Annotated in this window: 12 protein-coding genes, 2 rRNA genes and 1 other annotated feature (1 of these 15 running past the window's edge); all 14 genes read right to left on the bottom strand. The window is 33.5% G+C overall.

The annotated features are described in order from the left end of the window. Nucleotides 1–53: 53 nt before the first annotated feature. On the bottom strand, nt 54–1,325 hold the full coding sequence (locus CLOST_RS05085; protein WP_013361188.1) for a DEAD/DEAH box helicase: 1,272 nt from the start codon (nt 1,323–1,325) through the stop codon (nt 54–56). A gap of 146 nt (nt 1,326–1,471) precedes the next feature. Further along, nucleotides 1,472–3,346: a glycoside hydrolase family 13 protein gene (locus CLOST_RS05080; RefSeq protein ID WP_049779756.1), complete on the bottom strand. Its 1,875-nt coding sequence runs from the start codon at nt 3,344–3,346 to the stop codon at nt 1,472–1,474. Between the two features lie 15 nt (nt 3,347–3,361). Beyond that, the gene (locus tag CLOST_RS05075; protein ID WP_013361186.1) at nt 3,362–5,794 is read right to left on the bottom strand and encodes a glycogen/starch/alpha-glucan phosphorylase; all 2,433 of its coding nucleotides are present in this window, start codon (nt 5,792–5,794) and stop codon (nt 3,362–3,364) included. A 3-nt stretch (nt 5,795–5,797) separates the two neighbouring features. After that, nucleotides 5,798–7,234, bottom strand: coding sequence for a glycogen synthase GlgA (gene glgA, locus CLOST_RS05070; protein WP_013361185.1), 1,437 nt, complete (start codon nt 7,232–7,234; stop codon nt 5,798–5,800). Between the two features lie 17 nt (nt 7,235–7,251). Then, nucleotides 7,252–8,373, bottom strand: coding sequence for a glucose-1-phosphate adenylyltransferase subunit GlgD (gene glgD, locus CLOST_RS05065; protein ID WP_013361184.1), 1,122 nt, complete (start codon nt 8,371–8,373; stop codon nt 7,252–7,254). After that, nucleotides 8,366–9,568 carry a glucose-1-phosphate adenylyltransferase gene (locus tag CLOST_RS05060; protein ID WP_013361183.1) on the bottom strand — a complete coding sequence of 401 codons (1,203 nt, stop codon included), beginning with the start codon at nt 9,566–9,568 and terminating at the stop codon, nt 8,366–8,368. Before CLOST_RS05060 ends, glgD begins: the two co-directional genes overlap by 8 nt. Before the next feature lie 195 nt (nt 9,569–9,763). Further along, a complete protein-coding gene (locus tag CLOST_RS05055; RefSeq protein ID WP_013361182.1) occupies nt 9,764–9,997 on the bottom strand; it encodes a hypothetical protein in 234 nt (77 codons plus the stop codon). Nucleotides 9,998–10,074: 77 nt separating this feature from the next. Continuing rightward, nucleotides 10,075–10,296, bottom strand: a binding site (T-box leader). Nucleotides 10,297–10,403: 107 nt separating this feature from the next. After that, a complete protein-coding gene (gene pepT / locus CLOST_RS05050) occupies nt 10,404–11,624 on the bottom strand; it encodes a peptidase T (protein WP_013361181.1) in 1,221 nt (406 codons plus the stop codon). A gap of 84 nt (nt 11,625–11,708) precedes the next feature. Further along, complete coding sequence (locus CLOST_RS05045) at nt 11,709–13,223, bottom strand: YfcC family protein (protein WP_013361180.1); 1,515 nt, start codon at nt 13,221–13,223, stop codon at nt 11,709–11,711. 301 nt (nt 13,224–13,524) lie between these two features. Continuing rightward, complete coding sequence (locus tag CLOST_RS05040) at nt 13,525–14,202, bottom strand: Crp/Fnr family transcriptional regulator (protein ID WP_013361179.1); 678 nt, start codon at nt 14,200–14,202, stop codon at nt 13,525–13,527. Between the two features lie 25 nt (nt 14,203–14,227). After that, nucleotides 14,228–15,364, bottom strand: coding sequence for a DUF362 domain-containing protein (locus CLOST_RS05035; protein ID WP_013361178.1), 1,137 nt, complete (start codon nt 15,362–15,364; stop codon nt 14,228–14,230). A gap of 74 nt (nt 15,365–15,438) precedes the next feature. Continuing rightward, nucleotides 15,439–17,463 (bottom strand): methyl-accepting chemotaxis protein, encoded by a 2,025-nt coding sequence (locus CLOST_RS05030; RefSeq protein WP_013361177.1) that lies wholly within the window; start codon nt 17,461–17,463, stop codon nt 15,439–15,441. Between the two features lie 294 nt (nt 17,464–17,757). Further along, nucleotides 17,758–17,874 (bottom strand): 5S ribosomal RNA (gene rrf, locus CLOST_RS05025). A 45-nt stretch (nt 17,875–17,919) separates the two neighbouring features. Next, a 23S ribosomal RNA gene (locus CLOST_RS05020) occupies nt 17,920–19,534 on the bottom strand; it runs 1,303 nt beyond the window's last position.

Raw genomic sequence — 19,534 nt, 5'->3', positions numbered from 1 at the left:
AGCAATCTACATTGCTTAATTAGGCTAAATTCTTATTTGTAACCTAATACTTTTTATTTAGATGAGCCTTTTCTTGGGTTTGTTCTTTTTTTCCCGCTTTTTCTTGCATTTACTAATGAAGGCTTAGATTTAGTAGTTTTTCTATATCTAACTTCTTTAGTTTTAACTTTTCCCTCTAATAAGGTTTCTATATTCATTCTTTTTCTTTCATCAGAACTTCTATCATATACTTCAGGAATAGAAATTCCAACTGTCTTTTGAATTTTTTTCATTTGCTCTACTTCTTTATCAGCTACAAATGAAACTGCAATCCCCTTTTCTCCTGCTCTACCTGTTCTTCCTACTCTATGAATATAGTATTCTATTTGTCTTGGAATATCGTAATTGAATACATGAGTTATTCCATCTATATCCATTCCTCTAGCTGAAATATCTGTAGTTACAAGAAAAGGAAATTTCAGTTCTCTAAATCGTTTCATTATATTTTCACGCTTGTTTTGCGAAAAATCTCCATGTAAGATTTCTACATCGTATCTAAGATTTACCATATTGTCATAAAGTTCATTGGCTCTTTCTTTTGATTTACAAAATATCATAGCCATAAATGGTTTAAATTCTTTTAATGCCATTTCTAATGATTGAAGTCTTCTTTCTTCCGTTGTTCTGACTACAACTTGTCTTATATTGTCAATTACTACGCTCTCTGGGTCTATATCTATATTAATAGCATTATTCATTATTTTTCTTGCTAGCTTTCTTATCATATCAGGAATAGTAGCAGAGAAAATCATCTTTTGAATTTTTTGTGGAGTCTTATCAAAAAGTAAATCAAGATCCTCCATAAATCCAAATGCCATCATCTGGTCAGCTTCATCTATTACTACATGCTTTAGATTTTTGAAGTTTATGCTGCCTTCTCTTATGTGATCCAAAATTCTACCTGGCGTACCTACTACAAATTGTGCATTGTTTTTTAATTGGTTCTTTTGCTTTTCAACATCATGGCCTCCATAAACTGATACCACATCAAAAGCCGAGTCCTTAAGCAATTCTTCAACAACAGTAGTAATCTGAAGTGCCAATTCTCTTGTAGGTGTTAATATAAGTACTTGAGGTATAGATATATTTTCATCTAGCATTTGAATTAAAGGTAACACAAATGCCAAGGTTTTTCCTGTTCCTGTTTGCGCTTTTCCAATTATATCCTTTCCCTTAAGAATAAGAGGAATAGCCTGTTCTTGAATTTTTGTTGGTTTAGTAATATACATATTTCTCAGTTTATCTATATTATCTGTATTAATACCTAAATCGTAAAATGTTCTCATATTATATTTTTCTCCTTCTATTATCATGACTTTATATTATAACATAAATAAGACTTAAAGGCACTAATAGTTTCCTATTTAGTGCCTTTTTATTGTTAATAAATCCAAAGTTAAGTTACCCTAATGGGTTATTATATGCCTAATTTTTATTGCATTCTTTTTATAATTCTTGAAGATTCTCCCTCGATAATAAGCTCTAATCTATCCCCAGTTACAAAAAGTTCTTCACCTGTTAATAAATCAACATATTTTTTAGAATTTGTCTCGATAATAACTTCCTCTGAAAGCTCCGAGCTGTTTGCAATCACAAAGATTTCGTTTTTATCATCAAATCTTCTATACGCTATTGATCTATTCGAAAGAACCAAATAGCTAACATTACCTTTTTTTATGACAGACTCGTTTTTTCTAATTTCAAGAATTTTTTTATAATGGTTAAAAACATTAAGATTTTTTCTAGGATTGGTTTTGTATTCATATTTAAACCCTAGGTGCTCATATGAATCCCATGGATAGGTGGCTCTGTTTTCAGGGTCTTTTCCACCAGTGAGCCCAACTTCATCTCCATAATAAATAAGAACAGGACCTAAAAAAAGTAGCTGCATTGTAACTGCAAGTAAAAATTTCTTTTCACTTCCAAGCTCAGTCATTGCCCTTTGAACATCATGGCTTCCTATCATTTTTAGAGCTGACTTGTAGTATTCCTTAGGATAGTTTTCTTTGAACATAGTACAAATATTATAAAATGTCTGAGCACTTATTTCTCTGTTTATAAAATTAAACAAAGTTCTTCTATATGGATATGCAGTTACAGAATCTAGTGACTCTCCTAGCATGTACTGTCTTCTTTCTCCATATGATATTTTATTTGTTGCATCTTCCCAAACTTCACCTAAAAGTACACTATCCTTGTCTATTGATTTCATTCTTTTTCTAAGAATCTTAATAAATTCCTCTGGAAGTTCATCTGCTACATCTAGTCTGAAACCCTTAATTCCCATTTTCATCCACTTGGCTACTATTCCTTCTTCACCTGTTATAAACTCAAGATACGAGGGCTCCATTTCATTTACATTTGGCAAATCACCTATCCCCCACCACGAATCATAGCTTTCTGGATGATTTTTAAATTTAAACCAGCTGAAGTACTTAGATTCTTTGGATTGATAAGCTCCTACACTAGAAAAACTATTGTACTTATTAAAATAAATACTATCACTACCCGTATGACTAAATACTCCATCTAAAATAATATATATATTCTTATTTTTAGCTTTTTCTATTAGCTCTTTAAAAAGCTCTTCATCTCCAAACATGGAATCAATTTTTGAATAATCTGCTGTATCATATTTGTGGCAACTTCTTGCTAAAAAAATTGGATTCAGATAAATACAAGTTACACCAAGCTGCTTCAGATAATCCAGCTTATCTATTACTCCTTTTAGATTTCCTCCATAAAAATCCCATCTTAGTATCTCTCCATTTGGTCCTTTTATGTAGGAAGGTGTGTCCTCCCAAGATGAATATATATAGCTATTTGGCTTTATATCTAATAGCTGGCCGTTTTCATTTCCATTTGAAAATCTATCTACAAAAATCTGATAAACAGTCCCTTCACTATAAAATTCTGGGACCTTTTCTATTTTTCCATGAACAGTAAGCTGGTATGATGGAGCCTTTTCATCTTCATAAATTAACGCTAGCCCTCCAGTCGCTAAATACTCTGGTCCAAGAAAGTATCTATGGTGGTCTATATAAATTACAAATCTATAAAAATAAAGCCCTATATGTTCAAACTTCCAGCTTATATAATAAAACTCACTGTCATAGTTCATTTCTATAAACATTTTCTTATCTTCATAGAAAAGTTCCATGTCTATTCTATTTATTTTACTCGAAATTGTAGGTTCGAAGGATATTTTAAAATCTACTTTTGAATTTCTTTCAATTGCTCCAAAAGGTTTTTTAAAAGTTTCGTCCCATGAATCAAAATAAAGTCCTATGTCAGAGGCAGGCTTCATATCATTCACTCCCTCCTAGAAATGTTCACCTATTCTAGTGCTCCAAATACCGTTAGCATATGAGGTTATTGTTCTATCACTTGTAAATTGACCTGATGAAGCTATGTTATCTACACACATTTTATTCCAGGTATCTTTTTTCTTATAAAGAGAATCTATTTTCTGGTGAGCTAGCGAGTATTCCTTGAAATCTCTTAATACAAAAAAAGAATCATTGTGTGTTATAAGATGGTGATATATATCTAAGCCATCATCCACACTAAAGCCTGGAATAAATCCATTGATTAGATCATCAATTACCCTTCGTAGAGCATGGTCTCTATGATATATATCTACAGATTTATAATCATTGTTCATCTCATGAGATAAAACCTCTTTGGCCGTAAGTCCAAAAATAACTATATTATCATTTCCCACTTCATTAAATATTTCTACATTAGCTCCATCCATAGTTGCTAAAGTAACTGCTCCATTCATCATAAATTTCATATTTCCTGTTCCAGAAGCTTCTTTTGAAGCAGTAGAAATCTGCTCACTTACATCTGCAGCAGGAATTATACTTTGAGCTAGAGTAACAGAGTAGTTCTCCATGAATACTATCTTTAATTTTCCCTTGACTCTTGGGTCATTATTTATCATATCTGCTATAGAGTTTATAAACTTAATAATTTTTTTTGCTAGATAATATCCTGGAGCTGCTTTAGCTCCAAATATAAATGTCCTAGGATGCATGTCATAGCTAGAATCTTCAATTATTCTATGGTATAGATGAAGTATGTGAAGAGCATTCATCAGCTGCCTTTTATATGCATGAAGACGTTTAACTTGGACATCAAATATCGAACTTGGATCTACAATAATTTCATTATTTTTAAGAATCACATCCGCTAGCTTAACTTTATTATCATACTTTATCTGCTCTATTTTTGATAAAAAAGCTGAGTCTTCATTATATTCTTTAAGCTTAATCAAATCTGTAGGAACTCTCTTCCATATATCACCTATAGTTTCCGTCACTAGATTACTAAGATTTGGATTTGCAAGCATAAGCCATCTTCTATGAGTTATCCCATTGGTTTTATTATTAAATCTAGCAGGATACATCTGATAGAAATTATTTAGCTCTCTATTTTTCAAGATTTCAGTATGAAGCTTTGCTACTCCATTTGTACTATGACTTCCAACTATGGCAAGATTTGCCATTCTAACAGTAGAATGAGCTATAATTGCCATAGCGTTAATTTTATCTTGGTTATCTGGGTTTAGTTTTATGAGCTGCTCGCAAAATCTTCTGTTAATTTCTTCTATTATCATATAAATTCTCGGAAGTAAATTTCTCATTAAATCAGATGACCATGTTTCTAAAGCCTCGCTAAGTATTGTGTGATTAGTGTATGACATAGTCAAAGTAGTGATTTCCCATGCTTTATCCCAAGACAAATAATATTCGTCTAAAAGTATACGCATAAGCTCTGGTATACAAAGGGCAGGATGAGTATCATTTATATGAATAGACACCTTTTCATTAAACTCTTCTATTGGTAAATTCAACTTCTTATATCTTCGTATTATGCTCTGCACCCCAGCTGATACCATAAAGTACTCCTGTTTTAGTCTTAGAGTCTTACCTTCTTCGCTAGAATCATCTGGATATAATACCTGTGATATAGACTCAACAGAGTACTTATAGTCTAGTGCTTTTTTATAATCTCCATGACTAATCTGAGCAAGGTCAAAATCGTCTGATGGCATTTCAGCACTAAATAATCTAAGATTGTTTACCGTATTATTATCAAATCCAATAACTGGAGTATCATATGGAACTGCAAGAACAGGTTCATAATTTTTATGAGTTACTTTAAATTTTCCTTCTTCTTCTTTTATATCAAGCTCGCCCTTAAATTTAACTAGAACCGCTTTGTCTGGTTTTCTTACTTCCCATACATTACCTTCTCTAAGCCAATTTTCAGGAACTTCAACTTGATATCCATCTATAAATTTCTGCTCAAAAAGTCCATATTTATATCTAATCCCACAACCATGTCCTGGGATTGCTAGAGCTGCCATTGAGTCTAAAAAGCAAGCTGCTAATCTTCCAAGTCCACCATTGCCAAGCCCAGGTTCTGGTTCGTAGCTTTGAATTTCATCTAAATCAAAGCCCATCTCAGAAATCGCATCATCACAGACATCTAATATCCCTAAATTCAATAGATTTGCTTTGAGCATTTTCCCCAGCAAAAACTCTATAGAAAAATAATATACCTGTTTTTCTTTATATTTTTCATAAGTTTTATTTGTATCAACCCAGCCTCTTGCACAGTAATCTCTTATAAGATTGCCTAGTGCTACAAATACCTGCTGACCAGTAGCATCCGTTATATCCACTGCAAATAAGCTCAGTATTTTAGCTTCGATATCTTTCTTTACCTGTTCTTTTGTCAAATACATATTCTACTTCTCCTCTAAAACACTATCATATACCCTAAGATATTCCTTAGCTGAGTGTTCCCAGCTAAAATCAGAGTTCATAGCATTTTTAATTAATTGACTCCATACTTTCTTATCTTTATAAACATCCAAGGCATATTCTAATACGTGTAGCATCTCATGAGCATTGTAGTTACTAAAGGAAAACCCATTTCCTTTTACTGTAGTTTTATCATATGGTATTACAGTATCCTTTAGTCCTCCAGTTTCTCTAACCAGTGGCAAAGTTCCATATCTAAGAGCAATAAGCTGACCTATTCCACAAGGCTCAAACTGAGACGGCATGAGCAGCATATCAGCTCCTGCATAAATCCTCTGAGCAAGTGTATTGTCAAATACTAATTTAGCGCTACATTTTTGAGGGTAAGTCATTGAGTAATAATGAAAAACACTATGATATTTTTCATCTCCTGTACCAAGCAGTACAAATTGGATATCTTTATCTAGTATCTCTCTCATAACATGAGTAACTAAATCTAAGCCTTTTTGAGAAACAAGCCTAGTAACCATACCTATCATCATAACATCTTTATCCTGAGGAAGCCCTAATATTTTTTGGAGCTTGAGCTTATTTTCAAGTTTTTTCTCAGTAGTGTTGATGTCGTAATTTTCAAATATGTGAGTATCAGTAGTTGGAGAATATATATGGTAATCTATACCGTTTAATATTCCCTCAAGTTTGTTTGATTTTTTATTTAACAGCCCATCTAGTTTTTCTCCAAAATATGGTGTCCTTATCTCATCAGCATAGCTAGGACTAACTGTTGTTATATAATCAGAAAAATTAATTGCGGATTTCATAAAATTTACATCACCGTAGAATTCTAAGCCATCTTCAACCATCATATGTTCTGGAAGTCCAGCCACATCATGTAAAACTTCTTTGGAGAACACCCCCTGATATTGAAGATTGTGTATTGTAAATACAGTTTTGATATTAGTTTTCCCTAGATGCTGGTAATTTTCCATTTTTAAATAAGCAGGAATAAGTGCAGTATGCCAATCATTAAGATGGATTATATCAGGAATAAAATTCATGCGCTTTACAAATTCAACTGTCGCTCTTGAAAAGAAAGAAAATCTTTCTGCATCATCAAAGTATCCATAAGCATTTTCTCTTTTAAAGTAATACTCATTGTCTACAAAATAAAAATCTAAGCCTTCAAATTCTAAATGCTGTACTCCACAGTACTGATTTCTCCAGCCAACTGGAACTGAAAAAACATCTACTTGCTCCATCTTATCTTTATAAAATTCTGGTATTTGTAAATATTTAGGAAGCATAATTCTCACATCTACTCCTAGGCTTTTCAAAGCCTTTGGAAGTGCAAAAGCCACATCTCCCAGCCCCCCAGTTTTTATAAAGGGATAGCTCTCTGCACTTACAAACAAAACTTTCATAATCGTCCTCCTCTATATTAAATAGTTCTATTTTTATCAATCACCAATGGTACTTTTTTATCCCCTTTTAGTTCTTTATTTTCTGATATAACAACGCCTTTATCCAAAACTACATTTTGTAGGTTTGCATTAGATTTAATTAGCCCATTTTGCATTACTATTGAATTCTCAATTTTTGCTCCTTTTTCTACGTGAACTCTTCTAAAAATTACAGAATTTTTTATTTCACCTTCTATTATGCATCCATTTGCAATTAAAGAATTTTCAACTATAGCCTCTTTTGAATAGAAGGTAGGAGATTCATCCTTGACCTTAGTATAAATTTTTCTTTCTGAATAAAATATTTCTTCAGATACCTCTGTACTTAAAAAATCCATATTAGCCTCAAAATATTTTTCTATGCTGTTTATACATTTTACATAGCCATTATGTTTATATGCAGTGATTTTAAGAGTATTTATACATTGATTTATTGCATCGTTAAGATAAAAATTCTCACCCTTTGCTATGGAATCCATAATAATATCTAAAAGTAGTTCTTTTTTCATAAGGTAAATTTCCATAGATACGTCCGCAGTTTTCCTATGTCCCATATTGACTCCGACAGATACTACTCTTCCAGTTTTCCCAAGGTTTAATAGATAGCACCTTTCGAAATCTGTGTCAGCATTTTGAACGCTTGTATATGCTATACTAATATCAGCTCCATCCTTAATATGGTTCTGATACATTGATTTAAAGTCTATATTTGCAATCATATAACTAGATGATATCAGAACATACTCCTGTTTGCTTAGTTTGATATAATCCAAATTAGAGTAAAAATTATGAATATCTCCTCTAGGTACGCTAGATGTAAAAGGATTAAAATTAGGAGAAAAAATAAATAAGCCATCTATCTTTCTATCCAAATCCCAAGCTTTGCCATTACTTGTATGATCTAATAAAGACCTGTGATTATAATCAGTAAAAACTCCTATATTTTGAATACCTGCATTTACCATATTTGAAAGTACAAAATCTATTACTCTATATCTTCCTGCTATAGGAATAGATGCTATCGGTCTGTCATTTACCAGTTTTTTTATATTGTATTCATTTTCACTAAGATTGATGATTCCTTGACAATTTTTAAGCATTAATAGCACCTTCTTCCTCAAAGCTAAGTGATATGTCTTCTTTTGGCTTTTGCTTGTCTTCTCTAGCTGGACTAATTACTGTGCCTTGCTCAATAAGTGAAATCTCTCCTGATTCATCAAAAATCTTTGTTCCTGATTTTATTACTACCCCTTCACCTATTATCGACCTTTCTATATATACATTATCTTCAATGATAGCATTTGGCATGATTACCGAATCTTTTATTACAGAACCTCTTCCCACTTTTACACCATAAAATAATACACTATGGTTTACTTCTCCGCAAACTATACATCCCTCTACAACTAAGGAATAATTGACTTTTCCACCATGACAAATGTATTGTGGTGGCATAATAGGATTTACTGAGTAAATTTTCCATTTATTGTCATGCAAATCCAATGGGTTTTTAGGGTCAATTAAATCCATATTAGCTTCCCATAAACTTTCTACTGTTCCTACATCTTTCCAGTAGCCTTTGAATCTATATGCAAATAAATCTATTCCATCTTTTAGCATTTTAGGTATTATGTCTTTACCAAAATCGTCAGCACTTTTATCTTTTTCACCATCAGTGAGATAATTTCTTAATATCTTCCAATCAAAGATGTAAACACCCATAGATGCTAAATTTGACTTTGGTTTTTTAGGTTTCTCTTCAAATTCATATATCCTGTCGTCTGGAGTCGTATTCATAATTCCAAAGCGCTTAGCTTCTTCTATCGTTACCTCAAGCACAGCAATAGTAGCTTTTGATTTTCTTTCTTTATGGTACTCTAACATCTTGTTGTAGTCCATTTTATAGATGTGATCTCCCGATAAAATAAGTACATATTCAGGATTGTACTGCTCAATAAAATTGATATTTTGATAAATAGCATGAGCCGTCCCTCTATACCAGCTTCCCTCAGTTTCATTCATATATGGAGGCAAAATTGAAACTCCTCCTGTTTTTCTATCCAAATCCCAAGGGCTGCCTATTCCAATATGAGTATTTAGTATTAGGGGTCTGTATTGAGTTAATACTCCAACCGTATCTATTCCTGAATTTGAGCAGTTACTTAGCGGAAAATCAATTATTCTGTATTTCCCTCCAAATGGAACTGCAGGCTTTGCCAGTTTTTTTGTAAAAATACCTAGCCTACTTCCCTGTCCTCCTGCTAATATCATTGCTATCATTTCTTTTTTAAACATAAAATGCACCCCTTTTTATTGGATAATCTACACTGATATAGTTAATAGTTATTTAAAGTCTTTACTTATATACCCACTCTCAAAAATATAATAGTATTTTTATAATAATTTTTTGTAAAAAAATAGACCAAATCCTTGAGGTGTAAGATTTGGTCTATTTTTAAAGTTATGGGTAAACCACGTATAAGGGTGAGCTTACATAGTGGTATACAGCTTTTTTATTGTACTTTGAACTGCATTTGAAAGCTTAATTTCATTTTCTTGTGCAGAAGGTACGTTTGTTTCACTAAAAATCAAGTTGATGTATTCACCATCATAATCAACTGCATCTATAAAATTATAATCTTCTAAAGCATTCTTAAAAAAGTTTTCAACTGCAAAATAATTGTAATTATCTCCATCGAACTGACATGTATATTTTAATATCATGATATCCTCCTTAGAATCTCAAAAACTAATAATTCTAAATATAAAAAAATTGAATTAAAAAAGCTCCACCTCTAAAAACAAGAGACGGAGCACCGCGTTACCACTCTAATTGACGAAAAATACAAATCATTCTTCGTCCACTCAAAACATTTAACGCATGTATACGTACTGCACTACTATCCCGGGGTTCGCACAGTCTCCTCCTTGGTCCTCTTCATTATCCATAGACTATCGATCTCACACCTACATCGACTCGCTGAAGCCATCTGAAAAACTACTCTCCAAATCATTGGATTTATTATCATATTGTGAGTATTATTATATTAAAATAATTTAACTATGTCAACTTAATAAATAAATTTTTATAAAAATGTTTTATAAGTGATTTTATTAGCTAGCACCATAATTACTTTGCATAGGATTTAATAACTTCAATAACTGTTTCAACAGCCTTGTACATATCTTCTACAACAATTGCTTCATACCTTCCATGATAGTTAAATCCACCAGTGAAAATATTTGGAGTAGGCAGACCCATAAATGAAAGTCTCGCTCCATCAGTACCACCTCTGATTGCTTTTATATTCGGCTTAACTCCTATTTTCTCCATAGCAGCAACAACTGAATCTACAACATGCATAACAGGTAGAATTTTTTCTTTCATATTGTAATATGAGTCTTTTATTTCTACTACTGCAGTATCTTCCCCATATTTTTTATTTATAAATTCACAGGCAGTTTGTAAAAACTCTTTTTTCTTAGTAAATTTAGCCATATCATGGTCTCTTATAATATATCCAAGAGTAGTTTTTTCTATATCTCCATGAATTTCATCAAGCATAGTAAACCCTTCATAGCCCTCTGTGAACTCTGGTCTTTCAAACGCAGGAAGCAAGCTTTGAAGCTCCATTGCAATTAGAACTGAATTCTTCATTTTATGCTTAGCAGAGCCTGGATGAATGTTTACACCTTTTACTACAACTGTAGCTGATGCAGCATTAAAGTTTTCATACTCGATTTCACCTAAAAAAGAACCGTCTAGTGTATAAGCAAAATCTGCACCAAACTTCTCAACATCAAATTTATCCGCTCCTCTTCCAATCTCTTCATCAGGAGTGAATGCGATTTTTATATCTCCATGTTTTTCCTCTGGGTGATTAATGAAATATTCAATAACAGACATAATTTCTGCAATACCAGCTTTATCATCAGCTCCAAGTAAAGTGGTTCCATCTGTAGTTATCAAAGTCTTACCTTTAAAATCCTTTAGGTATGAAAAATCTGAAACCTTCATAACTATATTCTTATCTTTATTTAGAACTATATCTTCTCCGTCATAGTTTTCAACTATTTGTGGCTTAACATTTTCCCCTGGCATGTCAGGACTTGTATCTAAATGAGCAATAAGTCCGATTTTTGGAGCATTGTCTACATTTCCTTTTAGCGTACCCATTACATAACAATTTTCATCTACATGGGCATCTGTTATTCCAAGTGATTTAAGCTCATCAACTAATAAATTTCCTAAATCAAATTGAATCTTAGTGCTTGGTATAGATTCTGAAGCATCATCAGATTTAGTATTGATTTTTACATATCTAAGTAATCTCTGTTCAACTTTTTCCATTTCATAACCTCCTATACAATATACATAAAATTATAACTAAAGGGATTATAAGTCATAAACTTAATAATCCCTTAAATTTATATTCTAGATAAATGCCTGAAGATATAGCATAATAGCTGCAAATACAGCAATAATACCCATCAATGGCATAATGAACTTAAGCCATTTGTCATATGTTACGTCAACCATAGATAGAGTTACTAGAATTAATCCTGTTGGTGTAATAAATGCCATTAGACCTTGACCATATTGGTAAGCACTTACGATTACTTCTCTTGGTATACCTACTGTATCAGCAAGAGGAGCCATTATTGGCATAGAAAGTACTGCTAGTCCTGAAGATGAAGGTATGAAGAATCCAAGCACTAAGAATACTACAAGCATTATAAGTGCAAATATTCCACCATTCATACCGCCAACGACATTTGTTGCTCCATTTAGTATTGAGTCAGAAATTAGTCCGTTGTCCATAATTATATTAACAGCTCTTGCAACTCCTATTGTAAGTCCAACTCCTACAAGCTCAGATGCACCAGTAACAAACTCTGATACAGCTCTCTTTTCTCCAAGTCCTGAAAGGAAGCAAATGATGATACCAACAACAAAGAATAGTGCTGTCATTTCTAGGAACCACCAGCCTTGAGTTGATACTCCCCAAATCATAACTGCAAATGAAAGTGCAAATATTGAAAGCATTAGCTTACGTTTTACTGTAAATTCTGGCACTTCTTTATTTTCATGCAAAAATCTCTTCTCTAGGTCAGCTTTCTGAGAAAAAATAAGAGATTTTGAAGGGTCTTTCTTCACTTTTTCAGCATATTTAATAATATATGCTATTGTGATAATAGTAGCTATAACAAGTCCTGCTCCTCTAAATGCTATACCATTCATAAATGAAATACCAGCAGCATTTGAAGCTATAACTGATGAAAATGGATTTACAGTAGAGAACATTGTACCTATAGAAGAACCCATATATAAAGCAGCTATACATACTATTGCATCGTATCCTGCCACCATAAATACAGGAACTAGTATTGGATATAAGGCAATCGTTTCCTCAGCAAGTCCAAATGTAGTACCTCCAAGTGCTATCAAGAAAGTAACTATAATAATAAGTAGATATTCTTTTCCCTTTGTTAATCTAGAAAGACTAGCAAATCCAGCATCGAAAGCCCCGCTGTTATTTAAAATTCCAATGATTCCTCCGATGATAAGTACGAAAATCATAATGTCTATTGTTTCATAAACACCTTCAATAGGTGCCTTTATAAGCTCCATAATCCCTTGAGGATTGCTCTCTAATTCCTGATAAGTGTTAGGAATAGCAACTGGCTTATAAATACTTCCATCTGTGAATTTTTCTACATCAACTTGAACTCCAAGCTGATCTAATGTGCTTTGAGTAGCTTCAAGCTCCTGTGTTTCTCCATCTGGTGTAGTAACTACAAATGCTTGAACTGACTCATCAAATAATAGTGTTGAATACTTTCCTGCTGGCACAACGTGAGTAAGTGCTGCAGCTAAAATTAATACAATAAATAATACCGTGTAGGCAGTAGGGAAACTAAGCTTCTTCTTTGTTCCAGTACTTGACATAAATATTTCCTCCTTGTATAAATTGTTATTACAGAAATTATTTATTTGATTTATACAATTTAGTCTTAATCATAATTAATAGTTTCAAAATATTATTTACTGCATTAACTGCTTTAAATATAGATTTTACTGCTAAAACTATAATTATTTCCTATATGTATAAATAAGTTAAAAAATTGAAATTTTTTGAACATTTAATAATTTCTATATGTATAACAATTTTATATCAAAACCTTAAAATATTCAGTCGCCTAGGTAACATTATACCCTCAATAAAAGTTAACAAAATTTAATAATATAATTATATTGGAATATTTGTAAGCGATTTAAGTGCATCTATATCATTGATTATTATTTCTTTCCCACTAATAGTTATATAGGCTTTTTCCTTAAATTTATTCATTATTTTTGTCACTGTTGCTCTATTTAATCCTATTCTGTTTGCAATTTCTTCATGAGTTAGCACTATACTTATATGTTTTTTCATATCCATGTTTATATCTTCAGTATAATAAAGCCTGATTAAAAAATCAGCTAGCTTACCTTCAGAATCATTAAACTTATAATTACTTATTTCCATCATAATCATCCTATTTTTTATTACCATGCTCTGAAGAAAGCACCTATACAGCTTTGGATTTGACTCAAGTATAATATCAATTTCATTTTTACTTATCATTTTTATTGTGGAGTTTTGAAGAGCTTTATAAATAACTGACGTCCTTTTTTCATCAAAGAAATCCTCTTCTCCAAATATACTACCTTTTGTGATTCTAAAAAAAATTATTTCATTTCCGTCTTTAGAATACATTAATTGATTAACTTCTCCTTCTAAAACTAGAAAGATATAGTTTGAGCTATCTGGATTTATAATTTCACCTTTTTTGATCTCGCACGTCATTCCACAGTCTCTTAGTGCTTCTAAAAAACAATTATCTAATTCTTTTTGTGATTTATGGTCAAATATATCTTTATACATTATTAATAGCACCTTTCTCAATAAATCATTTAAGTAGCTTTAGCAGTAATGATTTTTTTATATTAACAGCATCAGCTGGGCATACTTCATGACAACAAAAACAACTTATACAATCCTTTAGATTTACAACTGGTTTATTGTCTACCATAGATATAACATTTGCTGGGCAATTTCTTTTACAATGTCCACAGGATATACATTTACTATGTACAAATTCTGGTTTGGCTTTTAATTTCTTTATTATAATTTCTTTTAGCTTTGCAGGTGTATTTTGGGGAAGAAATGTTAAGTCTACAGAATCTGGCAATTTAAATGGCGCAATATTTAAAGCTTTATAATCAATCCCCTCTACTACTATTTCATTTTTATTAAAAATGTTTCTAGATTCTGCAAGATAAAGTGTAGGAACTAGCTTGAATGCAATAGATACTAAATCACAAGCTATAAAATCTGCTTCATAGGCATTATCTGCACCAATAAGTACTCCAAGATATCTTTTTATGCCATTAGATGGTCCATTTCCCTCCATAGCCTCTATACCGTCAATAATCGAATAGTCTGGCTTTACATATCTTTCAATATCGATAAGGTGATGAGCAAAGTTCTCTTCATTCATAAGCTTAAAATGATACTCAGCCTTAATTAGTCCTGGTATGACTCCAAAAAGATTTTTTACAGCTCCTGTGAATGTCATCATCCCATGAGTTTTTAGTTTAGCAGCAGAAATTACAAAGTCTGCATTTTTTACTACATCAATAACGTTAAAGGTTTTTAATCTCATTGAATCACTAGGACTCACTTCTGAAAAGCTTACGTTATAATTTAAAGTTGCACCACTATTTTGAGCTGCTTTTACCATTCCTGAAGCTTCATAAATCCCTTCTAGAGATGTTTTCGTAAATGGTCCCGCAGGTGAATCAGCTATAATTACTTCACAATTGTATTTAACAAAATAGTTTGCTAGACATTCAATGATTATAGGATGAGTAGTGACTGCCTGCTCAGGTTTTTTCTTCATGAGCAAATTAGTTTTTATCACTACCTTCGCTCCATCAAACAGTTTTTTTGATAATAGGCTATTATCTAGCATTGAATTTATGCTAGTTTGTATCATATCAATGTTATTATAAGACTCAATCTTAGTAAGTTGTACTTTACCCATAATTCCCTCCCAAACATCTAAAAAGAAAAATCTCCTACTGCTAAGCTAATGCAACAAGAGATTTTTTCTATTAATTAAATTTTAAAGATTTTCATTTTATTATTTAAGTTTTCTGTAGTTATATGTAGTTCATCAGCATCATTTCCAACAATTTCACTGTTTTGTGTTACACTTTGGGCATGAGATGAAAGATTTTCAGCTGTTGCTAATATCTCTTCAGAAGCTGCAGATTGTTGCTCAGTAATTGCTGCAACAGAAGCTGCAACATCATCAACCTCTTTTATTTTCTCAATCATTTCATTTACAAGGATATTACTTTGATTTACTTGATTATATATTTTATCAAAAGTTTCACTTGCTGTCTCTACTAAATTTGAACTCTGCTTGATATTTTCAGAGCTTTTTTGAGTATTCTCAACAGTATCGTCCACCAAGCTCTTTATATTACTGGTTAAATCCGCAATTCCTCTAACCGAATTTTCACTTGTTTCAGCTAATTTTCTAATTTCATCTGCTACTACAGCAAATCCCTTGCCTGCTTCTCCAGCTCTTGCAGCTTCAATTGCGGCATTAAGGGCTAAAAGATTCGTTTGATTTGCAATTTCTCCTATTAAGTTAACAATATCGTTTATTTTAAAGGTAGATTCACCAACTAGCTTAACTGTACCTTCTAATTCTTCAATCGAAGATTCTACACTCTTTATTGCAGTATTTACTTCAATCATATCAAGTTTTCCCTTTTCAGAAATACTTACTGTATCTAACATTTTTTCCTTAGCCAATTCACCTTTTTTACCTGTATCAGAAACAAACTCAGATAGTGATGAAGCATTTTCAGCAACCTCACCTACAGCTCTTGCTAATTCCTCAACAGTTAAATTTAGTTCTGACATAGAAGTTGACTGAGTCTGAGCTGAATCATATAGTTCAGATGCTATATTTTTACTATTAATAGATTGATTTTCAAGCCTCATAGACATATCTTTGACCTGTGATATCATATCTCTCATAGTAGCAATAAAAGTTTTCATACTTTTTCCTACACTTGCAATCTCATCATTTCCTTTTACATCGATTTCTACTGTAAAATCTCCTTGAGTAATTTTTTCAATGGTCTCATTTAAGGTTTTTACTGGCTTAATTATATGATGAACTACTCTTTCTATCAAAACTATAAGTATAATCATCGCAATTACAAATATAGTTAGTAGGAGCTGCCTTAAATTATTTAAGCCTCCTAGAATTTCATCCTGAGATACGTATGATACAATTTGCCAAGGTGTATTATCTATAGAGTCTAGCGCAACAGAATAATAACCTTCAGATGTCTTAACTTCATATATTTCTTCCTTATTTAAATCTATATTTTTAGCTATTTCTGATATTAAAATATTTTCATTATTTGAATCGAACTTAGTGTTTAACACCTTTTCATCATCTATAGCTAGTATTGTTAAATCTTGCTTATCTATTAAAAAGGTCTTGCCTGTATTTAAAATTTTCTTTGTACTTATCATTTCAGAAATATTATCTAGTAAAACATCAGCTCCTGCCACCCTAGTACTACTGTCTATAGGATTCAATTTAGCTGAAGCCGTCACCACATAATTTCCTGTGTCAACATCTAAATAAGCTGCCCCAAATTTAAAGCTTTCATTATTAACTCCATCTATAAACCAATCTCTTTCCTTAACAATATAATCTGCTGCTGGAACAAATCCAGATGGATCATAAAAAGCCTGAGAATCATGACCTATATACACTCCATTTGGATAGCTATCATTATAATTCATATTGCTTGCTAGATAGCTCATAAGCTCATCTTCTGTCATCTCTACATTATCTAAAGTATTTTTTAGTTGATTAAGTGACGATAATATAGTTTCTGACCAGGTTTCTACTTCATGCGAATTTGAAGCAGTAGCAGATTGTACTAAAGCATTCGCATATCCAACTATTATTTTCTTTGTATTGAAATACATTGTGAATACTAAAGATGCTATAGTTATAATTACTAGTGGAATTATAATAGCTATTAGCTTTGCTTTCATACTAAAAAGCTTTTTGTTGTCTTTTACTAATTCTTGATTTGAAACCATGATTTTGCCCCCTCATTAAAGTTTAAATTTGATAATTAAATTGATATATATAATTATTAACAATACACTAACATTTACTATTATATCAAATTTAATTGCAATAAAGTAAAATTTTTTATCAAATTATCATTTAATAAGTATTTTATTTTTCAAATTCTCCATAAGTTATTGATAAATTTTATTTTCTACTTATATTGCTCATGTCTTCTATTTCTTATCTCTATAATAATTTACTTTATTTCACATATTTTTTTGCATTAAAAAAACCACAGAAATCATATTCTGTGGTTAGTCAATTGGCTACGTCCTACTCTCCCGGGACCCTGCGGTCCGAGTACCATCGGCGATGAAGAGCTTAACTGCTGTGTTCGAGATGGGAACAGGTGTATCCTCTTCTCTATAATAGCCATATTGTTAGTGTTTGCACACTAAAAACTGCATATCATAATCCTAAGTTAGGTCAAGTCCTCGACCTATTAGTACTCTTAAGCTCAATACATTACTGCACTTACACCTAGAGCCTATCAACCAGGTAGTCTTCCTGGGGTCTTACCCTTGCGGAGGGAAATCTTATCTTGAGGTTGGCTTCGTGCTTAGATGCCTTCAGCACTTATCCATTCCGCACGTAGCTATCCAGCTGTGCCACTGGCGTGACAACTGGTGCACCAGAGGTGCGTCCATCCCGGTCCTCTCGTACTAAGGACAGATCCTCTCAAATTTCCTACGCCTGCGACGGATAGGGACCGAACTGTCTCACGACGTTCTGAACCCAGCTCGCGTACCACTTTAATGGGCGAACAGCCCAACCCTTGGGACCTACTACAGCCCCAGGATGTGATGAGCCGACATCGAGGTGCCAAACCTCCCCGTCGATGTGGACTCTTGGGGGAGATCAGCCTGTTATCCCCAGGGTAGCTTTTATCCGTTGAGCGATGGCCCTTCCACGCGGTACCACCGGATCACTAAGTCCGACTTTCGTCCTTGCTCGACCTGTATGTCTCGCAATCAAGCTCCCTTTTGCCTTTACACTCTACGCACGATTTCCGACCGTGCTGAGGGAACCTTTGAGCGCCTCCGTTACATTTTGGGAGGCGACCGCCCCAGTCAAACTGCCCGCCAAGCAGTGTCCCAGATGAGGATTCACTCATCGTGGTTAGAATCCAGATAGTACAAGGGTGGTATCCCAAGGATGGCTCCAGCAAAACTGGCGTCCTACTTTCAAAGCCTCCCACCTATCCTGTACATATACTACCTAAATCCAATGCTAAGCTACAGTAAAGCTCCATGGGGTCTTTCCGTCCTGTCGCAGGTATCCGGCATCTTCACCGGAATTACAATTTCACCGAGTCTGTTGTTGAGACAGCGCCCAAATCGTTACGCCTTTCGTGCGGGTCGGAACTTACCCGACAAGGAATTTCGCTACCTTAGGACCGTTATAGTTACGGCCGCCGTTTACTGGGGCTTAAGTTCAGTGCTTCGATTGCTCTAACACATCCCCTTAACCTTCCAGCACCGGGCAGGCGTCAGCCCCTATACTTCACCTTGCGGTTTAGCAGAGACCTATGTTTTTGGTAAACAGTCGCTTGGGCCTATTCTCTGCGGCCTCTTCATGCGTTAACACTAATGAGGCACCCCTTCTCCCTAAGTTACGGGGTAATTTTGCCGAGTTCCTTAACAACAGTTCTCTCGCTGGCCTTGGGATTCTCTCCCCACCCACCTGTGTCGGTTTGCGGTACGGGCACCTTTTATCTCGCTAGAAGCTTTTCCTGACAGCGTGAAATCAACGACTTCGCTACTAAATTTCGCTCCCCATCACATCCCAGAATTGTAACCGCGGATTTGCCTGCGGCTACTTCCTCAATGCTTGGACACACAAATCCAACTGTGTGATCGCCTATCCTTCTGTGTCACTCCATCACTCAAACGATAATTGGTGGTACAGGAATCTACACCTGTTGTCCATCACCTACGCCTTTCGGCCTTGGCTTAGGTCCCGACTAACCCTGAGAGGACGAACCTTGCTCAGGAAACCTTGGGTTTTCGGCCTGGATGATTCTCACATCCATCTCGC

The organism is Acetoanaerobium sticklandii, from assembly GCF_000196455.1.
GTDB lineage: Bacteria > Bacillota > Clostridia > Peptostreptococcales > Filifactoraceae > Acetoanaerobium > Acetoanaerobium sticklandii.
Note: the sequence above shows the minus strand (reverse complement) of the source record. Positions and strands in the feature narration are given on the sequence as shown.

Coding starts and splice junctions, on each gene's coding strand:
- CLOST_RS05085 (WP_013361188.1), bottom strand. CDS start 1,325: ATGAGAACATTTTACGATTTAGGTATTAATACAGATAATATAGATAAA.
- CLOST_RS05080 (WP_049779756.1), bottom strand. CDS start 3,346: ATGAAGCCTGCCTCTGACATAGGACTTTATTTTGATTCATGGGACGAA.
- CLOST_RS05075 (WP_013361186.1), bottom strand. CDS start 5,794: ATGTATTTGACAAAAGAACAGGTAAAGAAAGATATCGAAGCTAAAATA.
- glgA (WP_013361185.1), bottom strand. CDS start 7,234: ATGAAAGTTTTGTTTGTAAGTGCAGAGAGCTATCCCTTTATAAAAACT.
- glgD (WP_013361184.1), bottom strand. CDS start 8,373: ATGCTTAAAAATTGTCAAGGAATCATCAATCTTAGTGAAAATGAATAC.
- CLOST_RS05060 (WP_013361183.1), bottom strand. CDS start 9,568: ATGTTTAAAAAAGAAATGATAGCAATGATATTAGCAGGAGGACAGGGA.
- CLOST_RS05055 (WP_013361182.1), bottom strand. CDS start 9,997: ATGATATTAAAATATACATGTCAGTTCGATGGAGATAATTACAATTAT.
- pepT (WP_013361181.1), bottom strand. CDS start 11,624: ATGGAAAAAGTTGAACAGAGATTACTTAGATATGTAAAAATCAATACT.
- CLOST_RS05045 (WP_013361180.1), bottom strand. CDS start 13,223: ATGTCAAGTACTGGAACAAAGAAGAAGCTTAGTTTCCCTACTGCCTAC.
- CLOST_RS05040 (WP_013361179.1), bottom strand. CDS start 14,202: ATGTATAAAGATATATTTGACCATAAATCACAAAAAGAATTAGATAAT.
- CLOST_RS05035 (WP_013361178.1), bottom strand. CDS start 15,364: ATGGGTAAAGTACAACTTACTAAGATTGAGTCTTATAATAACATTGAT.
- CLOST_RS05030 (WP_013361177.1), bottom strand. CDS start 17,463: ATGGTTTCAAATCAAGAATTAGTAAAAGACAACAAAAAGCTTTTTAGT.